The sequence below is a fragment of the Rhodococcus triatomae genome, assembly GCF_014217785.1.
GTDB classification, from domain to species: domain Bacteria; phylum Actinomycetota; class Actinomycetes; order Mycobacteriales; family Mycobacteriaceae; genus Rhodococcus_F; species Rhodococcus_F triatomae.
Genome location: NZ_CP048814.1, coordinates 3,646,500 through 3,671,022, shown reverse-complemented (window position 1 = coordinate 3,671,022; position 24,523 = coordinate 3,646,500). Strand labels below are relative to the sequence as shown.

General features: G+C 68.4%; 25 protein-coding genes and 1 riboswitch. Of the genes, 14 read left to right on the top strand and 11 right to left on the bottom strand.

The annotated features are described in order from the left end of the window. Positions 1 to 3: 3 nt before the first annotated feature. Positions 4 to 627 carry a uracil phosphoribosyltransferase gene (upp, locus tag G4H71_RS17500; RefSeq protein ID WP_072736565.1) on the bottom strand — a complete coding sequence of 208 codons (624 nt, stop codon included), beginning with the start codon at positions 625 to 627 and terminating at the stop codon, positions 4 to 6. 122 nt (positions 628 to 749) lie between these two features. On the opposite strand from upp, the gene G4H71_RS17495 reads away from it, so the two are divergent. From G4H71_RS17495 to G4H71_RS17475, 5 genes are all read left to right on the top strand, one after another. Beyond that, entirely contained in the window at positions 750 to 1,070 is a 321-nt protein-coding gene (locus G4H71_RS17495; protein ID WP_072736566.1) for a type VII secretion target, read from the top strand. After that, positions 1,070 to 2,230 (top strand): C40 family peptidase, encoded by a 1,161-nt coding sequence (locus G4H71_RS17490; RefSeq protein ID WP_072736567.1) that lies wholly within the window; start codon positions 1,070 to 1,072, stop codon positions 2,228 to 2,230. The genes G4H71_RS17495 and G4H71_RS17490 overlap by 1 nt, the downstream gene beginning before the upstream one ends. Positions 2,231 to 2,238: 8 nt before the next feature. Beyond that, positions 2,239 to 2,589, top strand: coding sequence for a hypothetical protein (locus G4H71_RS17485; protein WP_072736568.1), 351 nt, complete (start codon positions 2,239 to 2,241; stop codon positions 2,587 to 2,589). Next, on the top strand, positions 2,586 to 2,891 hold the full coding sequence (locus tag G4H71_RS17480) for a YbaB/EbfC family nucleoid-associated protein (RefSeq protein ID WP_072736569.1): 306 nt from the start codon (positions 2,586 to 2,588) through the stop codon (positions 2,889 to 2,891). Before G4H71_RS17485 ends, G4H71_RS17480 begins: the two co-directional genes overlap by 4 nt. 83 nt (positions 2,892 to 2,974) lie before the next feature. Further along, on the top strand, positions 2,975 to 4,219 hold the full coding sequence (locus G4H71_RS17475) for a SatS C-terminal domain-containing protein (protein WP_072736570.1): 1,245 nt from the start codon (positions 2,975 to 2,977) through the stop codon (positions 4,217 to 4,219). 121 nt (positions 4,220 to 4,340) lie between these two features. Here the strand turns inward: G4H71_RS17475 and G4H71_RS17470 are convergent, their stop codons facing one another. The 3 genes from G4H71_RS17470 to G4H71_RS17460 are packed head-to-tail and all read right to left on the bottom strand — an operon-like array spanning position 4,341 to position 7,155. Continuing rightward, complete coding sequence (locus tag G4H71_RS17470; protein ID WP_072736571.1) at positions 4,341 to 5,453, bottom strand: adenosine deaminase; 1,113 nt, start codon at positions 5,451 to 5,453, stop codon at positions 4,341 to 4,343. A gap of 9 nt (positions 5,454 to 5,462) precedes the next feature. After that, the gene (locus tag G4H71_RS17465) at positions 5,463 to 6,758 is read right to left on the bottom strand and encodes a thymidine phosphorylase (RefSeq protein WP_072736572.1); all 1,296 of its coding nucleotides are present in this window, start codon (positions 6,756 to 6,758) and stop codon (positions 5,463 to 5,465) included. Next, positions 6,751 to 7,155 (bottom strand): cytidine deaminase, encoded by a 405-nt coding sequence (locus G4H71_RS17460; protein ID WP_072736573.1) that lies wholly within the window; start codon positions 7,153 to 7,155, stop codon positions 6,751 to 6,753. The genes G4H71_RS17465 and G4H71_RS17460 overlap by 8 nt, the downstream gene beginning before the upstream one ends. Positions 7,156 to 7,500: 345 nt before the next feature. Between G4H71_RS17460 and sdhC the strand changes: the two genes are divergently transcribed. The 5 genes from sdhC (at position 7,501) to G4H71_RS17435 (ending at position 12,405) form a co-directional block, all read left to right on the top strand. After that, positions 7,501 to 7,836: a succinate dehydrogenase, cytochrome b556 subunit gene (gene sdhC / locus G4H71_RS17455; protein WP_371842137.1), complete on the top strand. Its 336-nt coding sequence runs from the start codon at positions 7,501 to 7,503 to the stop codon at positions 7,834 to 7,836. Further along, positions 7,836 to 8,279 carry a succinate dehydrogenase hydrophobic membrane anchor subunit gene (locus G4H71_RS17450; protein WP_072736575.1) on the top strand — a complete coding sequence of 148 codons (444 nt, stop codon included), beginning with the start codon at positions 7,836 to 7,838 and terminating at the stop codon, positions 8,277 to 8,279. The genes sdhC and G4H71_RS17450 overlap by 1 nt, the downstream gene beginning before the upstream one ends. 15 nt (positions 8,280 to 8,294) lie before the next feature. Then, positions 8,295 to 10,046 (top strand): succinate dehydrogenase flavoprotein subunit, encoded by a 1,752-nt coding sequence (gene sdhA / locus G4H71_RS17445; RefSeq protein WP_072736576.1) that lies wholly within the window; start codon positions 8,295 to 8,297, stop codon positions 10,044 to 10,046. Beyond that, complete coding sequence (locus G4H71_RS17440; RefSeq protein WP_072736577.1) at positions 10,046 to 10,819, top strand: succinate dehydrogenase iron-sulfur subunit; 774 nt, start codon at positions 10,046 to 10,048, stop codon at positions 10,817 to 10,819. The genes sdhA and G4H71_RS17440 overlap by 1 nt, the downstream gene beginning before the upstream one ends. Positions 10,820 to 11,031: 212 nt before the next feature. Further along, positions 11,032 to 12,405 (top strand): D-alanyl-D-alanine carboxypeptidase family protein, encoded by a 1,374-nt coding sequence (locus G4H71_RS17435; protein ID WP_072736578.1) that lies wholly within the window; start codon positions 11,032 to 11,034, stop codon positions 12,403 to 12,405. Between the two features lie 47 nt (positions 12,406 to 12,452). Here G4H71_RS17435 and G4H71_RS17430 read toward each other — a convergent pair whose 3' ends face one another. Further along, positions 12,453 to 13,601 (bottom strand): lipase family protein, encoded by a 1,149-nt coding sequence (locus G4H71_RS17430; protein WP_072736579.1) that lies wholly within the window; start codon positions 13,599 to 13,601, stop codon positions 12,453 to 12,455. A 190-nt stretch (positions 13,602 to 13,791) separates the two neighbouring features. Between G4H71_RS17430 and G4H71_RS17425 the strand changes: the two genes are divergently transcribed. Next, a complete protein-coding gene (locus tag G4H71_RS17425; RefSeq protein WP_246442022.1) occupies positions 13,792 to 14,397 on the top strand; it encodes a TetR/AcrR family transcriptional regulator in 606 nt (201 codons plus the stop codon). A 56-nt stretch (positions 14,398 to 14,453) separates the two neighbouring features. Here the strand turns inward: G4H71_RS17425 and G4H71_RS17420 are convergent, their stop codons facing one another. The 4 genes from G4H71_RS17420 to G4H71_RS17405 all read right to left on the bottom strand — a co-directional run bounded on the left by G4H71_RS17420 (position 14,454) and on the right by G4H71_RS17405 (position 18,593). After that, positions 14,454 to 15,506 carry a YhjD/YihY/BrkB family envelope integrity protein gene (locus G4H71_RS17420; protein WP_072736581.1) on the bottom strand — a complete coding sequence of 351 codons (1,053 nt, stop codon included), beginning with the start codon at positions 15,504 to 15,506 and terminating at the stop codon, positions 14,454 to 14,456. 4 nt (positions 15,507 to 15,510) lie between these two features. Beyond that, a complete protein-coding gene (trpS, locus tag G4H71_RS17415; RefSeq protein ID WP_072736582.1) occupies positions 15,511 to 16,545 on the bottom strand; it encodes a tryptophan--tRNA ligase in 1,035 nt (344 codons plus the stop codon). 67 nt (positions 16,546 to 16,612) lie between these two features. Then, positions 16,613 to 17,419, bottom strand: a complete 807-nt coding sequence (locus G4H71_RS17410) for an exodeoxyribonuclease III (RefSeq protein ID WP_072736583.1) — start codon at positions 17,417 to 17,419, stop codon at positions 16,613 to 16,615. Positions 17,420 to 17,429: 10 nt separating this feature from the next. Continuing rightward, complete coding sequence (locus tag G4H71_RS17405; protein ID WP_083342962.1) at positions 17,430 to 18,593, bottom strand: MFS transporter; 1,164 nt, start codon at positions 18,591 to 18,593, stop codon at positions 17,430 to 17,432. Between the two features lie 153 nt (positions 18,594 to 18,746). Here G4H71_RS17405 and G4H71_RS17400 point away from each other — a divergent pair, with 153 nt between their 5' ends. Then, a complete protein-coding gene (locus tag G4H71_RS17400) occupies positions 18,747 to 19,460 on the top strand; it encodes a DUF427 domain-containing protein (RefSeq protein ID WP_072736585.1) in 714 nt (237 codons plus the stop codon). A 77-nt stretch (positions 19,461 to 19,537) separates the two neighbouring features. Here the strand turns inward: G4H71_RS17400 and G4H71_RS17395 are convergent, their stop codons facing one another. Then, entirely contained in the window at positions 19,538 to 20,761 is a 1,224-nt protein-coding gene (locus G4H71_RS17395) for an NADP-dependent isocitrate dehydrogenase (RefSeq protein WP_072736586.1), read from the bottom strand. 292 nt (positions 20,762 to 21,053) lie between these two features. Further along, positions 21,054 to 21,170: riboswitch (SAM riboswitch) on the top strand. Between the two features lie 192 nt (positions 21,171 to 21,362). Between G4H71_RS17395 and G4H71_RS17390 the strand changes: the two genes are divergently transcribed. Beyond that, positions 21,363 to 22,664 carry a bifunctional o-acetylhomoserine/o-acetylserine sulfhydrylase gene (locus G4H71_RS17390; RefSeq protein ID WP_072736587.1) on the top strand — a complete coding sequence of 434 codons (1,302 nt, stop codon included), beginning with the start codon at positions 21,363 to 21,365 and terminating at the stop codon, positions 22,662 to 22,664. Continuing rightward, the gene (gene metX, locus G4H71_RS17385; RefSeq protein WP_072736588.1) at positions 22,661 to 23,785 is read left to right on the top strand and encodes a homoserine O-acetyltransferase MetX; all 1,125 of its coding nucleotides are present in this window, start codon (positions 22,661 to 22,663) and stop codon (positions 23,783 to 23,785) included. The genes G4H71_RS17390 and metX overlap by 4 nt, the downstream gene beginning before the upstream one ends. A gap of 111 nt (positions 23,786 to 23,896) precedes the next feature. Here the strand turns inward: metX and G4H71_RS17380 are convergent, their stop codons facing one another. Then, the gene (locus G4H71_RS17380) at positions 23,897 to 24,511 is read right to left on the bottom strand and encodes a CGNR zinc finger domain-containing protein (protein ID WP_185280439.1); all 615 of its coding nucleotides are present in this window, start codon (positions 24,509 to 24,511) and stop codon (positions 23,897 to 23,899) included. Positions 24,512 to 24,523: the final 12 nt, after the last annotated feature.

Genomic DNA, 24,523 nt, shown 5'->3' with positions numbered 1-24,523 from the left:
CCGTCAGCGCGGCCCGAATTGGCGATCTCCCGCATCACCGAGCCCCGGAACGATGTACGCGTCCTCGTTGAGCCCCTCGTCGATACTCGCGGTGATCAACCGGACCGGATGCCCGGACGCCCTCAGGGCCGCCACCCCCTCGGGCGCCGCGACCACGCACACGGCCGTGATGTCGGTCGCGCCGCGGGCGACGAGCAGATCGATCGTGTGCACCATCGAACCGCCCGTCGCGAGCATCGGATCGAGCACATATACGGGAAACCGGGACAGATCCTCGGGTAGCGACTCGAGGTAGGGCACGGGCTGGTGCGTCGACTCGTCCCGGGCGATGCCCACGAACCCGACCCGGGCCTGTGGGAGGAGCGCGCTCGCCTGCTCCACCATGCCCAGTCCGGCCCGCAGCACCGGCACCAGTAGCGGAGGATTTGCCAGGCGCGTACCCGCGGTGGTCGCGACGGGGGTGTCCACGTCGAAGACCTCCACCGGCGCGTCCCGCATGGCCTCGTACACCAGCATGTGGGTCAGGCTTCGCAACGCCGCGCGAAATGTGGCATTGTCGCTGCGCACGTCACGCATCGTTGTCAGCAGGGCCGCCGCGAGCGGATGATCGACCACGTTCGTGTTCATGCACGCAGAATAGTGGGGGCCCACGCGCAGTCCGACGCACCGAACCTACGGGCGGGGGAACCGGGAGGGACGCGCGCGCGTCCAATAGAGTGACCGTACGTTCAGACCCTGGGGGGACGATCATGGAACAGCTACACGCGGAGACCGCGAGCATCGCGGCGTTCGGTGCGACGACTGCGGCGATGTCGGCCGAGTTGCACGCTGCCGGGCTCGGCGCCGCGGCGTCCGGGCCGATGTTGCTGGGCCCGGTGTTCGGTCTCGTCGGGGGAGATTTCCTGGCCGCCTTCGCGGCCGCCCACGCCGCGCACCTCGCCTCGATAGAACGACTGTCCGGGGTGCTCGCCGGTATCAGCGCCGCCGCGATCGGAAGCGCGGCCGACTACGACGGCACCGAGGCCGGCAACACCGCGGCCCTGGGCTCGGCCGGAGCGGGGCTGGCCTGATGATTCCCATCGACCTGCTCGCCCGCCCGATCCTGGACCTGCTCGGCACCTTCGGCTCCGGTGTCCTTCCCGGCGGCGGCCCCACCGACGCACTGCGCGCCACCTCCACGACGATCGACTCCGTCCACGACACCGGCCGCGCCGGGATCTCGACCGTCTACAGCGACTGGCGCGGTGACGGGGGCACCGCCGCCATCGTCAAGACCGAGGAGGCCCAGCGCTCGGCCGGCCGGATCTCCGACCGCGGCAACGACATGGCCACGGTCGTCGCGGAGGCCTCCGAGATCGTCCGAGCCGGAATGGTGGAGCTCGAGGGAATCCTGCAGTCCTTCCTCTCCCTCGCGGCGGCCGCGGGGCCGGTTCTGGCCACCCCACCTGGCCTGGCGATGATCATCTCGGCGGCGGTCGACCACCTGGGCCGCGCGACGGCAGTGGTCGCCCGAGTGCGCGCGGAACTCGATCAGTACACCGCGCAGATGGTCGCACTCACTCCCGCCGAGGACACGCCGGCAGCCCCCACCGATCCCGCCGCCGCGGCAGCGACGGCACCCGCCGCGGCCACCACCGCCGCAGCGGCCGGCCCCGGCTCGGTCGCCCAGGCGGCGTCGACCGTCGCCCAGTCCGCCGGCGGATCGATGTCGAGCCTGTTCGCCCCGGCCTCCTCGATCGCCGGTGGCGGCGGCACCCGCACCGCCACCGCGGGCGGGCTCGGCACCGGGGGGACGACCTCCCCGGGCGGCCGTACCGACAGCGGATTCCAGGGCGAAGGCGTCGAGGTCGTACTCCCCGACGGCTCCACTGCCGTCGCACCGAACCAGGCCGCCGCAGACGCCGTCCGCAATGCACTCACCCAGCAGGGCGTGCCTTACGTGTGGGGCGGCACCAACCCCGGACAGGGCCTCGACTGCAGCGGCCTGACCCAGTGGGCCTACGGCGAAGCCGGAGTGGGTATTCCCCGTCTCGCGCAGGAGCAGAATGTCGGGACGGCGGTGGACCCGGACAGCCTCATGCCCGGCGATCTCGCCATCTGGGACGGCCACGTCGCCATGGTCATCGGGAACGGTCAGCTCGTCGAAGCAGGCGATCCCGTCCAGACCGGCCCCATCCGAACCTCGAACAGCGGCATGGCCTTCAAGGGCTTCTACCGTCCGACGGAATGACAGGAAGCATGTTCCCACCCACACCACCTCCCACCGCGGCGGGCGCCGCGGCAGCAGTGAGCAACCGTTCCGGCACCATCACGGTGCGCACCACCGAGCAGGGTCTGCCCCTCGATCTGCGCATCGACCAGAGTGAACTCCGCTACGGCGGGCAACGCCTGGCCGACGAGATCCTGAAACTGTGCCGTCGCTCCGCGATGGAAGCCGGTGCCCGCCGGCGAGACCAGCTCGCCAGGGACGGCATGCCCGCCGACGTGCTCGACAAGCTCGGTCTGCCGACCCGCGCGCAGGTGGCCGACGCGCAGTACGCGGAGGACGAGGAAGAAGCCGGCCCCTCGAGCTGGATGAGGCCGGTATGAGCGGCAACGAGATGGACGCGATCGTCGCTCGTGCGCAGGAGAAGATCGGGCTGCTCGAGGACGCCCTCGACGGCCTCGGTCGCCTCCGTGCCCGCGCCTCCGACGAGAAGGACACGGTCACCGCCGAGGTGGACGGCAACGGCACCCTCACCGGCCTGTGGATGGACGACTCGATCGCGACCACGGACAGTCGCGCCCTGGGGCCACTGATCGTCGCGACCGTGAGCGAGGCGGCGCGACTGGCGACGGAGCAACGGATGGAACTCATGAATCGGCTGCAGGACGGGTTCGAGTCGCCCTGATCGCGCCCGGCTCCTCGCCGGCGGGTTCCGGCCCCACCGGTCCCGGCTATAACTTTCGCCCCGGTGTCGATAGGCTTCCGCCCATGGCTGGAGACATCGTCCCGATCGAGCTCGGACTCACCGACGGCGACCTGTTCACTCTCTGGGCCCCGCGATGGCGCGAGGGCGACGACGAGTGGGAGGCGTTCCTCGGCCACGAGGACGACCTCTACGGTTTCGAGTCGGTCGCCGAACTCGCTGCGTTCGTGCGCACGAACACCGACAACGACCTCGTCGACCATCCGGCCTGGCCGACGATGGCGAAGCTCTCCGCGGTCGAACTCGAGCCCGACGAAACCTTCCAGTTCGATCTCGTCGGGGTGCCCGAGCTGGCTGCCGGGGAGCCGGAAGGCCTCGTCGTCCACGAGTTGGAGAGCACCCTGGCGATGGTCCGCAACGTCGGCGAGGTGTGCGAGCTCGACGTGGTGACCGGCTTCTTCGACGCGAACCCCGTGCTCGAGACGCTGTCGGTGGGGGCGCGCACCTTCGAAGGTCGCGACGGCGAGGAGCTGTGGGACCAGATCGGTGCTGCCATCGCCAAGCACTGGGACGACGTCCTCGACGCGATCGACGGGGTCGTCGCGACGCCGGCAGTCGACGCCGATGCCCTCGCCGTGGCGGAAGCCGAGATCGTCGCCGCGGACGAGAACACCGTCGACGTGGACGACGCGGCGGATGCCGACGACGAGGACGAGTTCGTCCCGCTCGATCTGGACCTCCACGACGCCGAGGAGGTCGACGACTCGTTCTGGGCCGAGGTCGGCGTCGATCCGATCAAGATCATCACCTCGAAGGGCACGTTCTTCACGCTCCGGTGCTACCTGGACGACGACGCGATCTTCCTGGGACGTGCCCCGGCGATCACGGCGTTCGGCTCCGAGCGGGCGCTGGCGCGGTACCTGGCGGATCATCACGAGCACGATCTGGCGCAGGTGAGCACCTACGAGCAGATCCGGATCGCTGCCGTCGACGGCTCGCTGGACGTCGAGGTCACCGACGAGAACGTCTATGTGCTGCCCGGTCTGGCCGACGACCTCGCGGACGGCCCGACAGCGGTGGACCCGGACCAGTTGGACCTCGCGGTCGAATTGTTCACCGACGCCGCGGACTACGCGGGCGAGGACATCGTCGAAGTGGCGCTCGCGCCGTCGACGCCGCTCGGCTGGTACGTGTCGTTCCTGCTCGAGCCCGACCCCACCCGACTCGCGCCGAACCCGCCCTACGACGCGGAGGCGCAGGCGTGGCGTGAGCTCGAACGCGACTTCGAGGCCCGCCTCGTCGAGGGGTGACCCACGCCGTCCGCCCCGCTCGACCCGATCGCCGGCCGGCACGATGTGACACCGGTTCGTTCAGATCGAACCGGTGTGACATCGTCCCAGGCGAGAGTGACCCACTGCCGCGGAGCAGCGGTCAGCCGAGCAGCACCGCGTAGCCCGGCTTGATCACGTCGTCGATGATCTCGAGTCGCTCGTCGAACGGGAGGAACGCGGATTTCATCGCGTTGATGGTGAAACGCTCGAGGTCGCTCCATCCGTAGCCGAACGTCTCCGCGAGTCGCTGCATCTCGCGGCTCATGGAGGTGTCGCTCATGAGCCGGTTGTCGGTGTTCACGGTGACCCGGAACCGCAGACGGGCGAGCAGGTCGAACGGGTGATTCTCCAGCGTGTCCACCGCTCCCGTCTGCACGTTGGAACTCGGGCACAGCTCCAGCGGAATCCGCTTGTCTCGCACGTAGTTCGCGAGCCGGCCGAGCGAGGCCGAGCCGTCGGCGGCCACCGTGATGTCGTCGGTGATCCGCACTCCGTGACCCAGCCGGTCCGTGCCGCAGAACGCGATCGCCTCGTGGATGGAGGGAAGTCCGAAGGCCTCCCCGGCATGGATCGTGAAGTGGGCGTTCTCGTCCCGCATGTACTCGAACGCGTCCAGATGACGGCTGGGTGGGTTGCCCGCCTCGGCTCCGGCGATGTCGAATCCGACCACGCCACGATCCCGGAACCGCACCGCCAGTTCGGCGATCTCTCGGGACCTCGCTGCGTGCCGCATCGCGGTGAGCAGGACACCGACCCGGATGTGCCGGCCCCGCGCACGCGCCTCCGACTCCCCCGCCCGCATGCCCTCGAGTACGTGGTCGACCACTCGGTCGAGGTCGAGTCCGGCGTCGAGGTGCTGCTCGGGGGCGAAGCGCACCTCCGCGTACACCACGCCGTCGTCGGCGAGGTCGACCGCGCACTCTCGGGCGACGCGCTCGAGACCGACCGGCGTCTGCATCACCGCGACGGTGTGCGCGAACGTCTCGAGATACCGCTCGAGCGAACCGCTGTCCGCGGCCGTACGGAACCAGGCCGCGAGTTCCGTGGCGTCGTCGCAGGGCAACCCCGTGTATCCGGTCTCGTGCGCCAGGTCCAGAACGGTCTCCGGGCGCAGACCACCGTCGAGGTGATCGTGCAGCAGCGCCTTGGGCGCCCGTCCCAGTTCGCCGAGAGTCGGGGGAATCGGTGCCGGTACGTTCGCTGGACCAGTCATGGCACGACGTTAGCGCTCCACCGGCCCGATCCGCTCGATGACCACGCCCCGTGCGCGGCGGGCGCTCTCGGCGGATCCGGTGAACGCCGGCTCGAGGGACCTGCGCGCGTAGTCGAACTTCTCCGGGGTGTCGGTGTGCAGCGTGGCGAGGGGCGTCCCCACCGTCACCAGGTCGCCGAGTCCGACGTGGAGTTCCACTCCTGCGGCCGCCTGGACGGACTCCCCTGCACGCGCACGCCCCGCACCGAGCCGCCACGCCGCCAACCCGACGCCGTGCGCGTCGATACCGTCCACCACGCCGTCGAACTCGGCGAGGACGACGTCCGTGTGCCGGGCACGAGGCAGCGGCGCCGCGGGATCCCCGCCCTGCGCCGCGATCATCGACCGCCACCGGTCCATCGCGCTGCCGTCACGGAGTCGGTCCGCGGGATCCACACCGTCGAGACCGACGGCAGCGAGCATCTCGCGGGCCAGCGCGAGGGTGAGCTCCACGACGTCGTCGGGGCCTCCACCGGCCAGTACCTCGACCGCCTCGCGCACCTCGAGCGCATTGCCCGCGGTCCGTCCGAGAGGGGCGTCCATGGCGGTGAGCAGTGCGACGGTGCGCACCCCCTCGTCCGCACCGAGCTCGACCATCGTCCTCGCCAGCTCCCTGGCGTCGGCCACGTCCTTCATGAACGCCCCCGCGCCCACCTTGACGTCGAGGACCAGCGCTTCGGTGCCCTCGGCGATCTTCTTGCTCATGATCGAGCTGGCGATGAGCGGGATCGACTCCACCGTCCCGGTGACGTCCCGCAGCGCGTAGAGCCTGCGGTCCGCCGGTGCCAGGTCGGCTCCCGCCGCACAGACGACGGCGCCGACCGCGGGATCGGCCAGGATCTCCGCCATCTCGGCGCGACTCAGGTCCGCCCGCCACCCCGGGACGGCCTCGAGCTTGTCGAGCGTTCCGCCGGTGTGACCGAGTCCGCGGCCGGACAGCTGGGGCACCGCGGCACCACAGGCGGCCACGAGCGGGGCCAGCGGCAGGGTGATCTTGTCGCCCACTCCTCCGGTGGAGTGTTTGTCGACGGTGGGCCGGTCCAGCCAGGTGAAGTCCATCCGCGAGCCGGAGTCGACCATGGCCGACGTCCACCGGGACACCTCGGCCCGGGTCATACCGCGGAAGTAGACGGCCATCGCGAGCGCCGCCATCTGCTCGTCCGCGACGATCCCGTGGGTGAAGGCCTCGATCACCCAGTCGATCTCGGCTCCGGAGAGCTCGCGCCCGTCCCGCTTGGCGGTGATGATCGATATCGCGTCATGCACGGCGCAGGCCCTCCGCCTGCTCCGGCCCGAAGGCGTCGGGGAGCAGGGCCGCCAGCGCACGTGGCCCGGCCGGGTGATCGACGACGAGGTCGGGACCACCGTGCTCGAGGAGTACCTGTCGGCACCGGCCGCAGGGCATGAGAATCGCGCCCTCGCCGTCACAACAGGTGAGCGCGACGAGTCGACCGCCACCGGAGCCGGCGAGGTTACCGACGAGTACACATTCGGCGCACAGGCTCAGCCCGTATGAGACATTTTCCACATTGCATCCGCTCACAACTCGACCATCGTCGGTGAGAGCTGCTGCGCCGACCGGGAATCCCGAATAGGGCGCGTACGCCAGCCGCATCACATCATGCGCCTTGGCGCGCAACAGTTTCCAATCGATCACCGTCATGGTCACCCATCCTGTCACGACACCTGAACCGATGCAGATACCGGCCTTTCCCCTGGTCTACCAGGTTGGAAAGGCAAACCTAACTACTCTCTCGCGCCCGGGTACGAACTTCCGGGCGAATTAGTTCCGCGGATTCGGATGGGTTTAGAGTTCAGAGAAGTCGGTTCAGGATCACGTCGGGTCCCAGCCCAGGTACGAGAAGGTATATGCAGATACCTACCAGGGGGCTGCACAGGCGCGACGCGTCCACCAAAGACGTTGGAGGCACAGCACTCGATGACTAGCACGACTGAAGCCGCTCCGGTCAGGGAGCGCACCCGGTCGCTCTACCGGGGCGATCCGGGTATGTGGTCCTGGGTCCTGCATCGGATCACAGGCGTATTGACGTTCTTCTTCCTCTTCGTGCACGTGCTCGACACGGCGATGGTCCGCGTCAATCCGGACACGTACGACCGCATCATCGACACGTACAAGACGCCACTCGTCGGGTTGATGGAGATCGCTCTTCTCGGCGCGGTGCTGTACCACGCACTCAACGGCATCCGGGTGATGCTGGTCGACTTCTGGTCCAAGGGCCCGCAGTACCAGCGCCTGATGCTCTGGATCATCCTCGGGCTCTGGTTCGTGATCATGATCCCGGGCGCAGGCCGCATCTTCTACAACATGTTTGCGGGGCACTGATGAGCACTGAAGCGAAGATCCTCGAGAAGAGCCACGATCGGCCCGCGTCGATCGACAACCCGCGCAGCCCGCGGATGAAGTCACGCAGCAACTTCGAGCTCTACGCCTGGCTGTTCATGCGCTTCTCCGGGCTGGCACTCATCGTCCTGGTCCTCGGCCACCTGTTCATCATGCTCATGCTCGACGACGGTGTGCACCGCATCAACTTCGCCTTCGTCGCAGGCCGATGGTCGAGCCCCTTCTGGCAGGTCTGGGACCTGTCGATGCTCTGGCTCGCACAGCTCCACGGTGGCAACGGCCTGCGGACGGTCATCGCCGACTACTCGCGCAAGGACTCCACCCGGTTCTGGCTGACCACGCTGCTGGTCGTGTCGATGATCCTCATCATGGCGCTGGGCACGTACGTCATCTTCACCTTCGACCCCAACATCACGGCGAGCTAGGGGAGCACAGACTTCATGCAGGAACATCGTTATGACGTGGTCATCGTGGGCGCCGGCGGCGCCGGCATGCGCGCCGCCATCGAGGCCGGCCCCCGGGCGCGCACCGCGGTTCTGACCAAGCTCTACCCCACTCGCAGCCACACCGGTGCCGCACAGGGCGGCATGTGCGCGGCACTCGCGAACGTGGAGGAGGACAACTGGGAGTGGCACACCTTCGACACGGTCAAGGGTGGCGACTACCTGGCGGACCAGGACGCCGTCGAGATCATGGCCAAGGAGGCCATCGACGCGGTGCTCGACCTGGAGAAGATGGGCCTGCCGTTCAACCGCACGCCCGAAGGCAAGATCGACCAGCGTCGTTTCGGTGGTCACACCCGTGACCACGGCAAGGCCCCGGTCCGCCGTGCGTGTTACGCCGCGGACCGCACCGGTCACATGATCCTGCAGACGCTCTACCAGAACTGCGTCAAGCACGACGTCGAGTTCTTCAACGAGTTCTACGCGCTCGACATCGCCATCACCGAGACCGAGGACGGCCCGGTCGCCACCGGCGTCATCGCCTACGAGCTCGCGACCGGCGAGATCCACGTCTTCCATGCCAAGTCCATCGTGTTCGCCACCGGCGGCTCGGGCCGGATGTACAAGACGACGTCCAACGCCCACACCCTCACCGGTGACGGCATGGGCATCATCTTCCGCAAGGGCCTGCCGCTCGAGGACATGGAGTTCCACCAGTTCCATCCGACGGGTCTGGCCGGGCTCGGCATCCTCATCTCCGAGGCCGTCCGCGGCGAGGGCGGCATCCTCCGCAACGCCGACGGCGAACGGTTCATGGAGCGCTACGCCCCCACGATCAAGGACCTGGCACCGCGTGACATCGTCGCCCGCTCGATGGTGCTCGAGGTGCTGGAGGGTCGCGGTGCCGGCCCGAACAAGGACTACGTCCTCATCGACGTCACGCACATCCCCGAGGAAGTCCTCGACGAGAAGCTCCCGGACATCATGGAGTTCTCCCGGACCTACCTGGGCGTGGACCCGGTCACCGAGCCGGTCCCGGTGTACCCGACCTGCCACTACGTCATGGGCGGCATCCCGACCAAGATCAACGGCGAGGTGCTTCGCAACAACGACGAGGTCGTCAAGGGTCTGTACGCCGCGGGCGAGTGCGCCTGCGTGTCCGTGCACGGCGCGAACCGGCTCGGTACCAACTCGCTGCTCGACATCAACGTCTTCGGCCGACGCGCCGGAATCGCGGCCGCCGAGTACGCCAACAGCACCTCCTTCGTCGAGATGCCCGACAAGCCCGAGGGCATGGTCGAGGAGTGGCTGGACGTCATCCTCTCCGACCACGGCAACGAGCGCGTCGCGGACATCCGCACCGAGCTCCAGCAGTCGATGGACAACAACGCATCGGTGTTCCGCACCGAGGAGCGGCTGACCCAGGCGCTGAAGGACGTGCGCGCCCTCAAGGAGCGCTACAACCACATCACCGTCCAGGACAAGGGCAAGCGCTACAACAGCGACCTGCTCGAGGCCGTCGAACTCGGGTTCCTGCTCGAGATGGCCGAGGTGACCGTCGTCGGCGCCCTCAACCGTAAGGAATCGCGTGGCGGCCACGCCCGCGAGGACTTCCCGGACCGCGACGACGCGAACTACATGAAGCACACGATGGCCTACAAGGAGGGCGAGGGCTTGCTCTCCGACATCCGTCTCGACTACAAGCCGGTGGTCCAGACCCGCTACGAGCCGATGGAGCGTAAGTACTGATGTCCGCGCCCACTCTTGAAGTAGAAGCACCCGCCCTGCCGCCCGTGCCCGAGGGTGCCGTCATGGTCACCCTGAAGATCGCCCGGTTCAACCCGGAGGACGGCCAGGGCCAGCACTGGGACAGCTTCCAGGTCCCGGCCCTGCCGACCGACCGGTTGCTGAACCTGCTCCTGTACGTGAAGGGCTATCTGGACGGGACGCTGACGTTCCGGCGCAGCTGCGCCCACGGCATCTGCGGCTCCGACGCGATGCGGATCAACGGCGTCAACCGCCTGGCCTGCAAGCTGCTGATGAAGGACATGCTCCCCGCCGACGGCAAGCCGGTGACCATCTCCGTGGAACCCATCCGCGGACTTCCGGTCGAGAAGGATCTCGTCGTCGACATGGAGCCGTTCTTCGACGCGTTCCGCGCCGTCAAGCCGTTCCTCATCACCCACGGCAACGAGCCCACCCGTGAGCGGATCCAGAGCCCGCACGATCGCGCCCGGTTCGACGACACCACCAAGTGCATCCTCTGTGCGTGCTGTACCACCTCGTGCCCCGTGTACTGGAGCGACGGCAGCTACTTCGGGCCGGCCGCGATCGTGAACGCCCACCGGTTCATCTTCGACAGCCGCGACGAGGGGGCCGCCGAGCGGCTCGACATCCTCAACGACAAGGAAGGCGTGTGGCGCTGCCGCACCACCTTCAACTGCACCGATGCGTGCCCTCGCGGCATCCAGGTGACCAAGGCCATCCAAGAGGTCAAGCGCGCCCTGATGTTCTCGCGCTGATCCTGCGTGACCACCGCTCGGTGGCCCCGTCGACTCTCGTCGACGGGGCCACTGTCGTTTCCTGGTGAGTCCACCTTCCTCGAGACGAACGAGGCCTTCCGGGACGCATGGGGCTCTCGTGGTGCCCAGGACGACGACCAGCTATTGCACTCGCCACAAAGTGGCCCATACGCTCGTCAGGTTCGCGGGTCGCCCCTACCCTCGAAATCGATATGAAATCTTTACGAGCCGCCGCGGCCACCGCGGCATGCGGTGTCCTCGTCAGCCTGACCGGAGCCGGCGCAGCCCTCGCGCAGCCCGCCCCCGCCACCCCATCGGGAGTAACCCCCGCCACCCCATCGGGAGTAACCCCCGCCACCCCACCCGCATTCACCCCGGAGACAGACCCCTGTCCGTTCCGCGTCGCACCGGCGCCCGCGGGTGACGCGACGGATCTGCCCCGTCCCGGTCAACCCGCGGTCGCACCGCTCCCCGTGTCCGAACACCCGGTGGGCGGCGACGCACTCGGGAACTGCGGGCTGGTGCTCCCCGAGGGGGCTCCCCCACTGCCGGCCGAGATCACCTCCGCCGCCTGGGTCGTCTCGGACGTCGACACCGGCGAGGTGCTCGCAGCCCAGGACGCGCACGGACGGTACCGCCCCGCAAGCACCATCAAGGTTCTGCTGGCGCTCGTGGCCCTCGAGGAACTCGACCTGAACAAGACGGTTGTCGCCTTGCAGGAAGACGAGGACATGGAAGGCAGCCGGGTCGGCGTCGGCCCGCACGGCACCTACTCCATCCACACCGTCCTGCAGGGCCTGATGATGGCATCGGGGAACGACACCGCCAACATGCTCGCGCGCGAACTCGGCGGCGTCGACGTGACCCTGGAGAAGATGAACGCGAAGGCGCGTTCGCTCGGCGCCCTCGACACCCGGGCGGCCACACCCTCCGGACTCGACGGTCCGGGCATGAGCAGCTCTCCGTACGACCTGTCGGCGATCTTCCGCGAAGCGATGAAGAATCCCACCTTCCGTGAGCTGGTCTCGGTTCCCGAGGTCTTCTTCCCCGGATATCCGAAGGACCCGGCGGACCCGCTCGACTACGACCGCCCCGGCTTCGTGCTGAAGAACGACAACACGATGCTGTACCAGTACCCGGGGGCACTCGGTGGCAAGACGGGCTTCACCAATGCCTCACGGCACACCTACATCGGTGCAGCTCAGCGCGACGGCCGCACACTCCAGGTCACACTGATGGGCGGCGAGGTGCAGCCGCTGCGCCCGTGGGCTCAGGCCGTGCGCCTACTGGACTACGGCTTCGCGCTTCCGGCGGGCACCTCGGTCGGAACGCTCGACGTGCCCGCGCCGGTCGAGCCCGTCACCGAGCTCGCCGCGGTGCCGGACACCGTCGCCGACGCCGCGCCCGGCACCTCCTCCGACATCACACCGGACGCCGCGTCCGCCGGCCCGGTCACGGCGGCAGGCGCGGGCACGTCCTCCGGGTCGACGAGCGAGCCGTTCCTGATCGGCGGTGGCGTCGGCGCTGCCGCCGCGGCAACCCTCCTGGGCGCCTGGTCGCTGCGACGGGACCGCGTCCGCCCGTGATCCCGTGATCCCGTGATCCCTGGGTCACGGACCGACGACCCGAGCGCTCAGCAGGCGCCGGCGCCGGCCGGTTCGTCCGCGAGCCGGGCCGCCACGAACTCCTCGACGTCTCCGAGGGAATCGGCGATCACGCCGCGGTGGTCGACGCCGTCGTAGGTCCGGTAGGACATCGGTGCGCCCGACTCGCACAGGCCTGCGACGGCCACCTCCGTGCCCGCCGACGCGACGAGTTGGTCGGCGGTCCCCTGCACGACCAGGGTCGGAACCTGCGGAACGACGGTGGACAGTTGCTGGGCTCGGAGGAGTTCGAGAAGCGGTCCGAGATCGGCGTCCGGCTGGAACACCTCCGTGACCGGAATCGGCGGCACCTCGCGCAATGCCGCCAGGCATCCCGAACGCGCCGTCTCGAGCAACGGCAACGCCGCATCGGACAGCAGGTCCTCCGGGACGATCCGCGGATCGGCGGCCTCCGCCCCCAGGAGCACCAGCGGGAGGAAGGGCAGGCCCGGAGCCATCCGTGGATCCCCTGCCCGGGTCAGTTCCGGTATCAGGTCGGTGTCGTTGCCCGGGGCCATCGCGACCGCCCCCCGGAGCTGCAACTCGGGGGCTCGTGCGCTACCGTGCGCCGCCGTGAATATCGCGGCCTGCCCGCCTTGACTGTGCCCCAGCACGACCCAGTCGGTGCCGACGGAATCGTCGAGCTGCCTTGCCGCCCGGACGATGTCGACCACCGAGGCGGCGGCGCTGTCACCGTGCATGTAGGGGTGGCCGCCCGGCGTGCCCAGGCCTTCGTAGTCGGTGGCGACGACGACGAAACCGGCGCGCACCCAGGCGTCGAGCGTGTCGCCGACCAGGGTGACGTAGTCGGCGATCGGACCGCCGGCGGTGGCGGCGGACGGGGCGCAGGCGTCCGCCACGCCGGTGGTTCCGTGGGCCCAGCTGACCACCGGCCACCCACCTTCCGGCGGTGATCCGGGCGGAACCGCGACGGTTCCGGACACCACGACAGGGTCGCCTTCCGCGCCGTCGGACAGATAGGTGACCAGTTCGTTGCGTGCCGCGGAGGGAAGCACCGCCGCACCCGAGAGCTCGGCCGACGTGAGCAGGGCGCCCGGCTCGAGCGATCCCGTGGGCGCCTCGGGCTCCGGATCGGCGGAGGTGCACCCGGCGACTGCCAGGGCCACGGCCACCAGCACGCCGCCCGTGCGGCCCGGCCGGAGCCGTCCGCGTCGCGACGAGTGCGACCGCCACGAGCGGAACGAGCGAGACGTAGAGTACTGCTTCACCAGATGTCCTCCATCGGTCCGACGACCCCCATGCCAACATTAAGATAGGTATCTTAAAATCGTGCCGGAAGCAAGGAATTCCAGGTCGCGACAGAGTCTCGTGCGCACCGCAGAGCGACTTGTCGCCGAACGAGGCCTGCGCGGCGCCTCCGCCCGGGAGGTCGTCAAGGCATCGGGCCACCGCAACAACTCGGCCGTCGCCTACCATTTCGGGTCCTGGGAGGGCCTCCTCGCCGCCGTCTGGGAATTGCACGCCGCACCGATCGCGGCCGATCGCGCGCGACGACTGGCGGCGCTGCCCGAGCACGCCTCGCTGCGGGAGCTCGTCGCGGCCTACATCTGCCCCATCGTCACCGAGATCGGCAGTCACACACCGAGCTGTTGGGCCCGATTCAACGAGCAGTGGATCGTCGGCGCCCGCCTCGACTTCGTCACCGACCCCGGGCTGAGTGCACAACCCGAGGAACGGGAATTGCGGGAGTCGCTCACACACGACCTTCGCGCACTGTTCGCCCGGATCGCCGACGCCCTCGTCCACCTCGACCCGCCGGACCGGCCACGCCGAGTCGCCCTCGCCGCACGATTCGTGATCTCGGCCCTCGCCGCATGGGAACGCGACAACGAGATCGACGGCGCGACAACATCACTCGATGCGCTGAGCGACGAACTGGTGACGCTGACCGTCGCCGTGCTCGAAGCGCACTGACCGGGATCGGGCCTCGATCACTCACTCGAGGCGAACGGACCGGACACCGTCGGCGATCAGCGGCGGTTCCGTTCGAGAAGTGCCGACAGGCCGAGGGCACTCAGGGCACCGACGCCGACCAGAGCGGCACCCTCCCGCAGCCGCAGCCCCTCGCCGACCTGCACGCGTGGCGCGATGACCGCGGGGTCCGGCGGTGGCACATAGGCGAGTTCGAGACTCGATCTCGTGGTCGCCGCCCACGCGGTGCAGAACAGCAGGACCCGCGAACTCATGAACACGAACACCAGCAGACCGATGATGGGGCCGAATGCGACGCCGGCCGGCCCCCCGGTGACCGCGGTCAGATAGACGGCACCGAGTTGCTTGAACACCTCGAACACGAGGGCACCGATCGCGGCCGCCGCGATCGCGCTGCGGAACGCGACCGGTTCCCTGGGCAAGCGGGCAATGACCCACGCCAGCACGGCCCACGTCGCCACGATCGAGAGAACGAGGGAGAGGAGCCGCAACGCGGTGCCCACCCCGGTGACGTCGCCGAGACCCAGCAGATCGACGACGGACCGGGCGATCGGCCCGCTACTGAGCGCGGACGCCCCGAACGTGATCACCAGCGCCGCCGCCAACCCGAGCAGCGCGGCGGCGTCCCTCAGCTTGGTCTTGACCGTCCCCGCCAGTCCACTCGGCGGCTCGCGCACGCTTTCCCACATCGCGGTGAGTGCATCGCGCACATTGGCCATCCAGCCGAGACCGGCGTAGGCGGCGCCGAGCAGGCCGAACACACCCACCGCCGACCGGGACGAGATCGCGGAATCGATCAGGCCGTTGAGCGTGTCGCCGAGACTGCCGGGGACGTTCTCGGTGACCGCGGCCTTGATGTCGTCGAGCCAGCCGGGGTTGCCCGCCAGCACGAAACCCGCGACGGCAAAGGCGACCATGAGAAGCGGGACCAGCGCGAGGACGCTGAAGTAGGTGATTCCGGCCGCGTAGTAGTCACCCTTCTGACTCTGGTACCGGTCTGCGGCCCGCATGAGGTGGTCGAACCACGGGCGGGCGGCCCGCTGCCGCTCGAGAAAGCCCGGTTCGTCCACTGTCGTCTCGTCCCGGGCCATCCACTCATCCCTTCGGGGTCAGGAATCCGACCTTCTCGTACACGGTTGCCAGTGTCTGGGACGATACCTCGCGAGCACGGTGTGCTCCGGCAGCGATGACACGATCGAGTTCGGCCTCGTCGGCGAGGTACTCGTCGACCCTGGCGCGCAGAGGTGTCACGAAACCGGCCAGGACCTCGGCGGTGTCGGCCTTGAGGTCGCCGTACCCCTTGCCGGCGTAACCGGCGACCAGAGAATCGATCGGCGAGCCGGACAGCGCTGCCTGGATCGTGAGCAGGTTGCTGACGCCGGGCTTGTTCTCCGGGTCGTAGCGGATCTCGCGCTCGTTGTCGGTCACCGCCGACTTGATCTTCTTCGCCGAGACCTTCGGATCGTCGAGCAGGTTGATCAGCCCCGCAGGGCTGGCCGCGGACTTGCTCATCTTGGAGGTCGGGTCCTGCAGGTCGTAGATCTTCGCGGTGCCCTTCACGATCTTCGGCTCGGGGATCACGAAGGCCTTGCCGAAGCGGGAATTGAACCGGCCGGCGAGGTCGCGGGCGAGTTCGAGGTGCTGCCGCTGATCCTCGCCGACCGGGACCAGCTGCGGCCGGTAGAGGAGGATGTCCGCCGCCATGAGCATCGGATAGGTGAACAGCCCCACGCTCGCGTGGTCGGCCCCCTGCTTGGCGGACTTGTCCTTGAACTGTGTCATCCGGCTGGCCTCACCGAATCCCGTGATGCACTCGAGTACCCACGCGAGCTGGGCGTGCTCGGGAACCTGGCTCTGCACGAACAAGGTCGCCCGGTCCGGGTCGATGCCGAGGGCGAGCAGCTGCGCGACGGCCACCTTCGTGCGGCGGCGCAGCTCCTTCGGGTCCTGCGGGACCGTGATCGCGTGCAGGTCCGGGATGAAGTAGAACGCGTCGTGATCGTCCTGCAGGGGGATCCACTGCTGCAGCGCGCCGATCAGGTTGCCGAGGTGGAACGAGTCGGCGGTCGGCTGGATTCCGGACAGGACCCGGGGCTTCGCGGAGGGAGCGGTCGGTGCAGGTGTCGACATGGTTTCGATCTTTTCATGCGGTCTCTTCGTGCTGCGCGGCGGCAGCGCACAGGCCCCTGCCTGCGCGTCAACGATAGTGGACGGTGACCGGGGCGTGGTCGGACCAGCGCTGATCGTAGGTGGCCGCACGTTCGACACGCGCATCCTTGGCGCGGTCGGCGAGCGCTCGCGTGGCGATCTGGTAGTCGATGCGCCAGCCCGCGTCGTTGTCGAACGCCTTGCCCCGGTAGGACCACCACGAGTACGGCCCGTCGACGTGGGGACGGAGACTGCGGACGACGTCGACCCACGCCGCGTCCGCTGCCAGCAACGCGCTCAGCCAGTCCCGCTCGTGCGGGAGGAAGCCGGAGTTCTTCCGATTCGTCTTCCAGTTCTTCAGGTCGAGTTCGGTGTGCGCGATGTTCCAGTCGCCGCAGACGACGATGTCGCGGTCGGCCGCGGCCGCCTCTGCCGCCGTGTCACCCAGATGGGCGGCGAACGATTCCATGAATCGTTCCTTCTCGTCCTGCCGGGGTGTCTGCGCTTCCCCCGAGGGCAGGTAGAGGCTCGCCACGGTCAGGTCACCGAAATCCGCCTCGAGGTAGCGGCCGGCTTCCGCGAACTCGTCGTCGCCGTGGCCGATCCGGACCGCGTCGGCCGGCTCCCTGGACAGCACGGCGACACCGTTGCGGCCCTTGGCCGCCGGCTCGGCGGACACGACGTGCCAGCCGCCGTCGAGGGACGGCGCGAGGGTGTCGCGCAGTTGCTCGTCACTGGCCCGCGTCTCCTGCAGGCACACGACGTCGGCCTCGGTGGCTCCGAGCCACTCGACGAGGCCCTTGCGGGCGGCGGCGCGGACGCCGTTGACGTTGACCGTGGAGATGATGTGCGACACGGCCGGGACCCTAGCGGATGCTGCCGACACGGGCCGAGCGGCGCTCGACGAGCACCGCTACGACGAGGACGACGAGACCTCCCGCGGCGAGCACCGCGCCGACGGCGGCCGGGGCGCGATAGCCGAAACCGGCAGCGATGACGACGCCACCGATCCAGGCCCCGAACGCGTTGGCCAGGTTCAGCGCGGCGTGGTTGAGGGACGCTGCGAGGCTCTGCGCGTCCGCGGCGACATCCATCAGCCGCGTCTGCAGCCCCGGCACCATCGACGCTCCGGCTGCGCCGATGAGGAACAACCCGAGCAGCGCGGTCACCGGGTTGCCGAGCGCGAAGACGAAGGCCACCAGGAGGCAGGTGAGGGCACCCATCGAGACGAACAACCCCGGTACGAGTGCCCGGTCGGCGAGTGCACCGCCTGCGAAGTTGCCCGCGACCATGCCGACGCCGTAGATCATCAGCGCGACGGGAATCATCGATGCCGACAGCCCGGACACGTCGGTCAAGGCTGTCGAAATATAGGTGTATACGGCGAACATTCCGCCGAACCCGACCATGCCGACCGCGAGGGTGAGCAGGACCTGGGGGCGGCGCAGCGCCCCGAGTTCGGTACGCGGCCGGGTCAGGGTCATCCCGCGGAGGGCGGGGACCCACCGCCAGATCGCGGCCATGGTGACCAGCCCGATGATCGCGACGAGCGCGAAGGCCGCGCGCCATCCGAAGTGCTGGCCGAGCCACGCCGCCACCGGAACCCCGATCACGTTGGCCACGGAAAGACCCATCATCACCAGAGCGACGGACTTCGCCCGCTTGCCCGGCTCGGCGATGTGCGCGGCCGCCAGCGCCGCGAGACCGAAGTACGCGCCGTGCGGGAACCCGGCGAGGAACCGGGCCGCGATCAGCGTCTCGTAGGTCGGGGCGATCACCGATGCCGCGTTCCCGAGCACGAAGACGGCCACCATGCCGAGAAGCAGCGGCTTGCGCGGCAGCCGCGCGCCGAGTACCGCGATCAGCGGCGCACCGACGACGACGCCGAGCGCGTACGCGGAGATGGTGTGGCCGGCGACGGGCTCGGTGACCGACAGTCCGGCCGCGATCTCCGGCAGCAATCCCATGGCCACGAACTCGGTGGTACCGATACCGAATCCGCCCATCGCGAGGGCGATCAGCGCGAGCATCCGGTGCGACGGATGCAGCGACGGGGTGCCTACGCGCCCGGCGGGCTGGGTCGTGGTCGTCACTGTCACCGTTTCTCTCGTTGCTGGTGGTTCCCGTGGGGCCGGTCTGCTGATCGACGTGCGCAGCCGACGCGCCCGGAGCAGACTCGAACCATGGCAGTCGAGATGCGCACCGAACTCGCCGGTCTCCGCAAGAGCGCGCGCTGCGAACCCACCCCGAAGCGCGTCCGGGTGCGGTCCGGTGACGCGACGATCGTCGATTCGACGAGCGCGGTCCTCGTCTGGGAACCGCAACAGCACGTGCCGTCCTATGCATTCCCGACGGGGGATATTGCGGCGGACCTCACTCCCCGGACGCACACCGCCCGGGGTATCGAGTTCGATGTCGTCGTCGGCGGGCTGCGCGTCGGCCAGGCCGTGCGCCTCGCGGACCCCGGGCTGCAGGAGTACGTGCTGCTGCACGTCGACGACGGCCGGTGGTACGAGGAGGACGACCCGATCGACGGGCACCCGCGCGATCCGTTCCATCGGATCGACGTCCGCAGTTGTTCCCGGCTGCTGACGATCGGATGCGACGGCGAGAGGATCGCCGAGTCGGCGGACCACCGGATGCTGTTCGAGACGGGCTTCCCGTTCGCCCGGTTCTATCTCCCCGTCGAGCACGTCCTGATCGAGCTCGTCCCGAGCGCCACCCGGACCTGGTGCCCGTACAAGGGCGAGGCCACCTACTTCGACGCCCACGTCGGCCGCGGGGTGCTGCGCGACGTCGCCTGGAGCTATCCCACCCCGTTCGACGAGTCGCGGGCGATCACCGGGCTCGTGGCGTTCTACCAGGAGAAACTGGACGTGCGTCTCGAACGTCGGTAGACGTCGTCGGACACGGCGAACGGGCGGCTCCGCGGGCAGCGGCATCGCCGCGCCGGGAACCGCCCGTCCGTGGTGCGCTATCGGTTCGAGAGCGCCTTCTGCAGATTGACGTCGAGTGCTCCCAGGAACTCCTCGGTGGTGAGGTAGCCCTGGTCGCCGCCGACGAGCATCGCGAGATCCTTCGTCATCTGCCCGCCCTCGACGGTCCGGATGACGACGTCCTCGAGATCCTGGGCGAACCCGCGCACCTCGGGGGTGTTGTCGAGCTTGCCGCGGTGGTCGAGGCCACGGGTCCAGGCGAAGATCGACGCGATCGGGTTGGTCGACGTCGGCTTGCCCTGCTGGTGCTGACGGAAGTGGCGAGTGACGGTGCCGTGTGCGGCCTCCGCCTCGCAGGTCTTGCCGTCCGGAGTCAGCAGCACCGATGTCATCAGACCCAGCGAACCGAAGCCCTGGGCGACGGTGTCCGACTGGACGTCGCCGTCGTAGTTCTTGCAGGCCCAGACGTAGCCACCCTCCCACTTGAGCGCAGAGGCGACCATGTCGTCGATGAGGCGGTGCTCGTAGGTGAGCCCCGCAGCATCGAACTCGGCCTTGAACTCGGTCTCGTAGATGTGCTGGAAGATGTCCTTGAACGCACCGTCGTACGCCTTGAGGATCGTGTTCTTCGTCGACAGGTAGACCGGGTAGTTCTGCTGCAGGCCGTAGTTGAGCGACGCGCGAGCGAAGTCCTCGATGGACTTGGTGAAGTTGTACTGCCCCTGGACGACGCCACCCGCCTCGGGGAAGTTCACCAATTCGTGCTCGATCGGCTCGCTGCCGTCCGCGGGGGTGTACGTGATGGTCACCGTGCCCGGTCCGGGGACCTTGAAGTCGGTGGCGCGGTACTGGTCGCCGAATGCGTGACGGCCGATGATGATCGGCTTGGTCCAGCCGGGAACCAGGCGCGGGACGTTGGAGATGATGATCGGCGCACGGAAGATCGTGCCGCCGAGGATGTTGCGGATGGTGCCGTTCGGGGACCGCCACATCTTCTTGAGGCCGAACTCCTCCACCCGGGCCTCGTCGGGGGTGATGGTCGCGCACTTGACACCCACACCGTGCTGCTTGATGGCGTTCGCGGCGTCGACCGTCACCTGGTCGTCGGTGGCGTCGCGGTACTCGATGCCGAGGTCGTAGTAGTCGAGATTCACATCCAGATACGGATGGATGAGCTTGTCTTTGATGAACTGCCAGATAATGCGTGTCATCTCGTCGCCGTCGAGTTCTACGACGGTGCCCTCAACCTTGATTTTGGACATGGGTGCTTCGCGTCCTCCTGAGTTTCCTGGGTCGCTGTAGGAAGTTTCCCTGGTTGCACGACCACGAACGCACTTTGTGGGTGAGTCCGCGAACGATTCGATTATCAAAGCTAGCCGGTCGGGGTCGACCTCGGCGAGACCGGTCCCAAACAAGACAAGCGTACTGCTATGTCCGGAAACTTCAACCGGCGGGGCATGGAACAGGTTACTACCAATGGGTAACTTTCCGCAGATGGAAGGCGTGTTCGGTGCCGGTTCGGGCGCTCGGTCGACAGCGGTTAAGATCGACGGAGGTCATGAGCGTCAGCATCGAGCCCCGGCTGGCTGGCCGGCAACCCTCCACCGCGGTGGGGTGCCCCGGGTGATGACCTGGTTCCCCGATCACAGGGTCGGGAGACAAGCGCGGATCCACGTGGAGGTGTCAGCCATGAGTTGCCCGTCGGCCCCGAATTGCCTGTCGGCACCGCATCGCCTGTCGATACCGCATCGTCTGTCGACACCGCATTGCTCGCCGTGGACGAATTGCCACTGTCGTAGGTAGTCGCCAGTCCAGACCACTGCAGGCAGCCGCACGACGCGCACCCACCCCGGAGCATTCACCATGACCGAGAACTGGTCGTTCGAGACCAAGCAGATCCACGCCGGACAGACCTCCGACGCCACCACCAAGGCCCGGGCGCTGCCGATCTACCAGACCACCTCGTACACGTTCGACAACACCGATCACGCGGCGGCGCTGTTCGGGCTGGCGGAGCCGGGCAACATCTACACCCGCATCATGAACCCCACCCAGGACGCGGTCGAACAACGCATCGCCGCCCTCGAAGGCGGAGTCGCGGCACTGTTGCTCGCGTCCGGACAGGCAGCGGAGACCTTCGCGATCCTCAACATCGCCGGATCCGGCGACCACGTCGTCTCGAGTCCGCGGCTCTACGGGGGCACCTACAACCTCTTCCACTACACGCTGCCGAAGCTCGGCATCGAGGTCTCGTTCGTCGACGATCCCGACGATCTCGACCAGTGGCGCGCGGCCGTCCGACCGAACACCAAGGCGTTCTACGGCGAAACCGTCTCGAACCCGATGAACGACGTACTCGACGTCCCCGGGATCGCGGAGGTCGCGCACGCGCACGGGCTGCCGCTCGTCGTGGACAACACCGTTCCCACGCCGTACCTGATCCGTCCGCTCGAGCTCGGTGCGGACATCGTGGTCCATTCGGCGACCAAGTACCTCGGCGGACACGGCACCGCGATCGCCGGGGTGATCGTCGACGGCGGCACCTTCGACTGGACGGTCCGGGACGAGGAAGGCCGGGACCGATTCCCCGGCTTCACCCACCCGGACCCGAGCTATCACGGAGTGGTCTTCGCCGAGCTCGGGCCTCCCGCGTTCGCGCTCAAGGCCCGCGTCCAGTTGCTGCGCGATCTCGGCTCCGCGGTCTCACCGTTCAACGCGTTCCTCATCAGCCAGGGCATCGAGACCCTCAGCCTCCGCATGGAGCGTCACATCGCCAACGCTCAGGCCGTCGCGGAGTTCCTCGAAGGGCAGGCCCAGGTCACCTCGGTGAGCTACGCCGGGCTCGAGTCGTCACCGTGGCACGCACGCGCACTCGAGCTCGCCCCGAAGGGCACCGGCGCGATCGTCGCGTTCGAACTCGCCGGCGGGCTGGAGGCAGGCAAGCGATTCGTCGACGCCTTGACGCTGCACAGCCACGTCGCCAACATCGGGGACGTGCGTTCGCTCGTCATCCACCCGGCATCCACGACACATTCGCAACTGTCCGCGCAGGAGCAACTCGCAGCAGGCGTCACCCCCGGCCTGGTGCGCCTGGCGGTCGGGATCGAGGGCATCGACGACATCCTCGCCGATCTGCGTTCCGGACTGACGGCGGTCGGATCTTGACGGCGACATCGGTGCACGAGCTGCTGCTTCCCGACGGCCGGCTGAGCACCGTCGACATCGGCCCGGTCGAACTCGAGAGCGGATCCACCGTCGAGTCCGTGTCGCTCGCGGTCCAGCGCTGGGGCGAGCTCTCCCCCACCCGCGACAACGTGGTGCTGGTCGAGCACGCGCTGACCGGCGACTCCCACGTCGTCGGACCCGCCGACGACGTCCACCCCTCCCCCGGATGGTGGGAGGGCATGATCGGCCCCGGCGCGCCGGTCGACACCGACGAGTGGTGCGTCGTGGCCGTCAACGTCCTCGGCGGCTGCCGCGGATCCACCGGCCCCGGCTCGCTCGCACCGGACGGCCGTCCCTACGGCAGCCGATTCCCGTACACGTCGATCCGCGACCAGGTCACGGCCGAGCGCATCCTCGTCGATCTCCTCGGGATCGACCGGCTCGCGGCGGTGGTCGGCGGCTCGATGGGCGGCATGCGCGCGCTCGAGTGGGCCGTCACCCACCCCGACCGGGTCTCGGCCGCGCTCGTGGTGGCCGTCGGCGCCCGGGCCACCGCGGACCAGATCGGCACCCAGACCACCCAGATCGCGGCGATCACCGGGGACCCGGACTGGCAGGGTGGCGACTACTACGGCACCGACCGCGCGCCCCGCGTCGGGCTCGGCATCGCACGCCGGATCGCGCACCTGACGTATCGCACCGAGCACGAACTGGACAGCAGGTTCGCGAATTCCGCCCAGGACGGCGAGGATCCCTGGGACGGCGGTCGCTACTCCGTGCAGAGTTACCTCGAATACCAGGCCGACAAGCTCGTGAGCCGTTTCGACCCGGGGACGTACGTCCTGTTGAGCGAGGCGATGAACCGACACGACGTCGGCCGTGGTCGCGGTGGGATCGCCGCCGCGCTGGCGCGGATCACCGCGCCCGTCATCGTCGCGGGCGTCGATTCGGATCGGCTGTATCCCCTGAGGTTGCAGGAGGAGCTCGCCGAACTGATCCCGACGAGCGGCGACCTTCGCGTGCTCGAGTCCCGGGACGGCCACGACGGCTTCCTCACCGAGGCCGAGGCGATGGCCGAGTTGCTGGGCGAGACCATGACACTCGCGCGCGCGGGACGTTAGCGCCGGGGCGAGCCCGCTGTTGCCGCGTCCGGCGAACGCCCCGCTCCCGCGATCAGCGCCCTTCGATCAGGCTCCCGGCCCTCGGCTGAACCGGCCCTTGCGACCACCGGCCTATTCGAGGCGCGAACTCGCCTCGTATCGGCGACTGGATCGGACCCGGGCACCGCATCGGGTCGTGCACCACTCCTGGTTCCGGCGACGCGGAACAAAGAACATCCCACAACTGGGCGCGTCACACAGTCGCACCGCGAACTCGTTCGTCGAGCCGATGAGCCGCAGCGTCTCGCGTGCCACTACCGCATCGGGCGGGCAGTCCGCGCGATCGACGTGACGGACCACGCCACCCTCGTCCATTTTCAGAACCACGGGAGCACCCTCCGCGAGAGCGTTGAGGCGAATCCTCACCCGCGCCGGTACGTTACCCGACTCGCCAACTACGACAAGCGACTCCCGGACGAGAGACCTCCACTCGACAAGCTGATCCGTCGGTACGTCGGCGATGCGACGGTCGACAACCGAACGCCATCGGTGCAGAAGTCGGGCATCGGTGAAGAAGTCCACGTCGGGACGAGTTCCGGCGTTGCGAACGATCGTGTTCGCGAGATCGAGTGCACAGTTCTCACCGATCCACGGCATCTCCTCCAAGTCGCGAATCACCACACTCACACTAACGGTTTCAGCCGAACGAAACCATGATACTGTCTCGCTCACGGTTTTGATGGACAAACCCGTGATAAT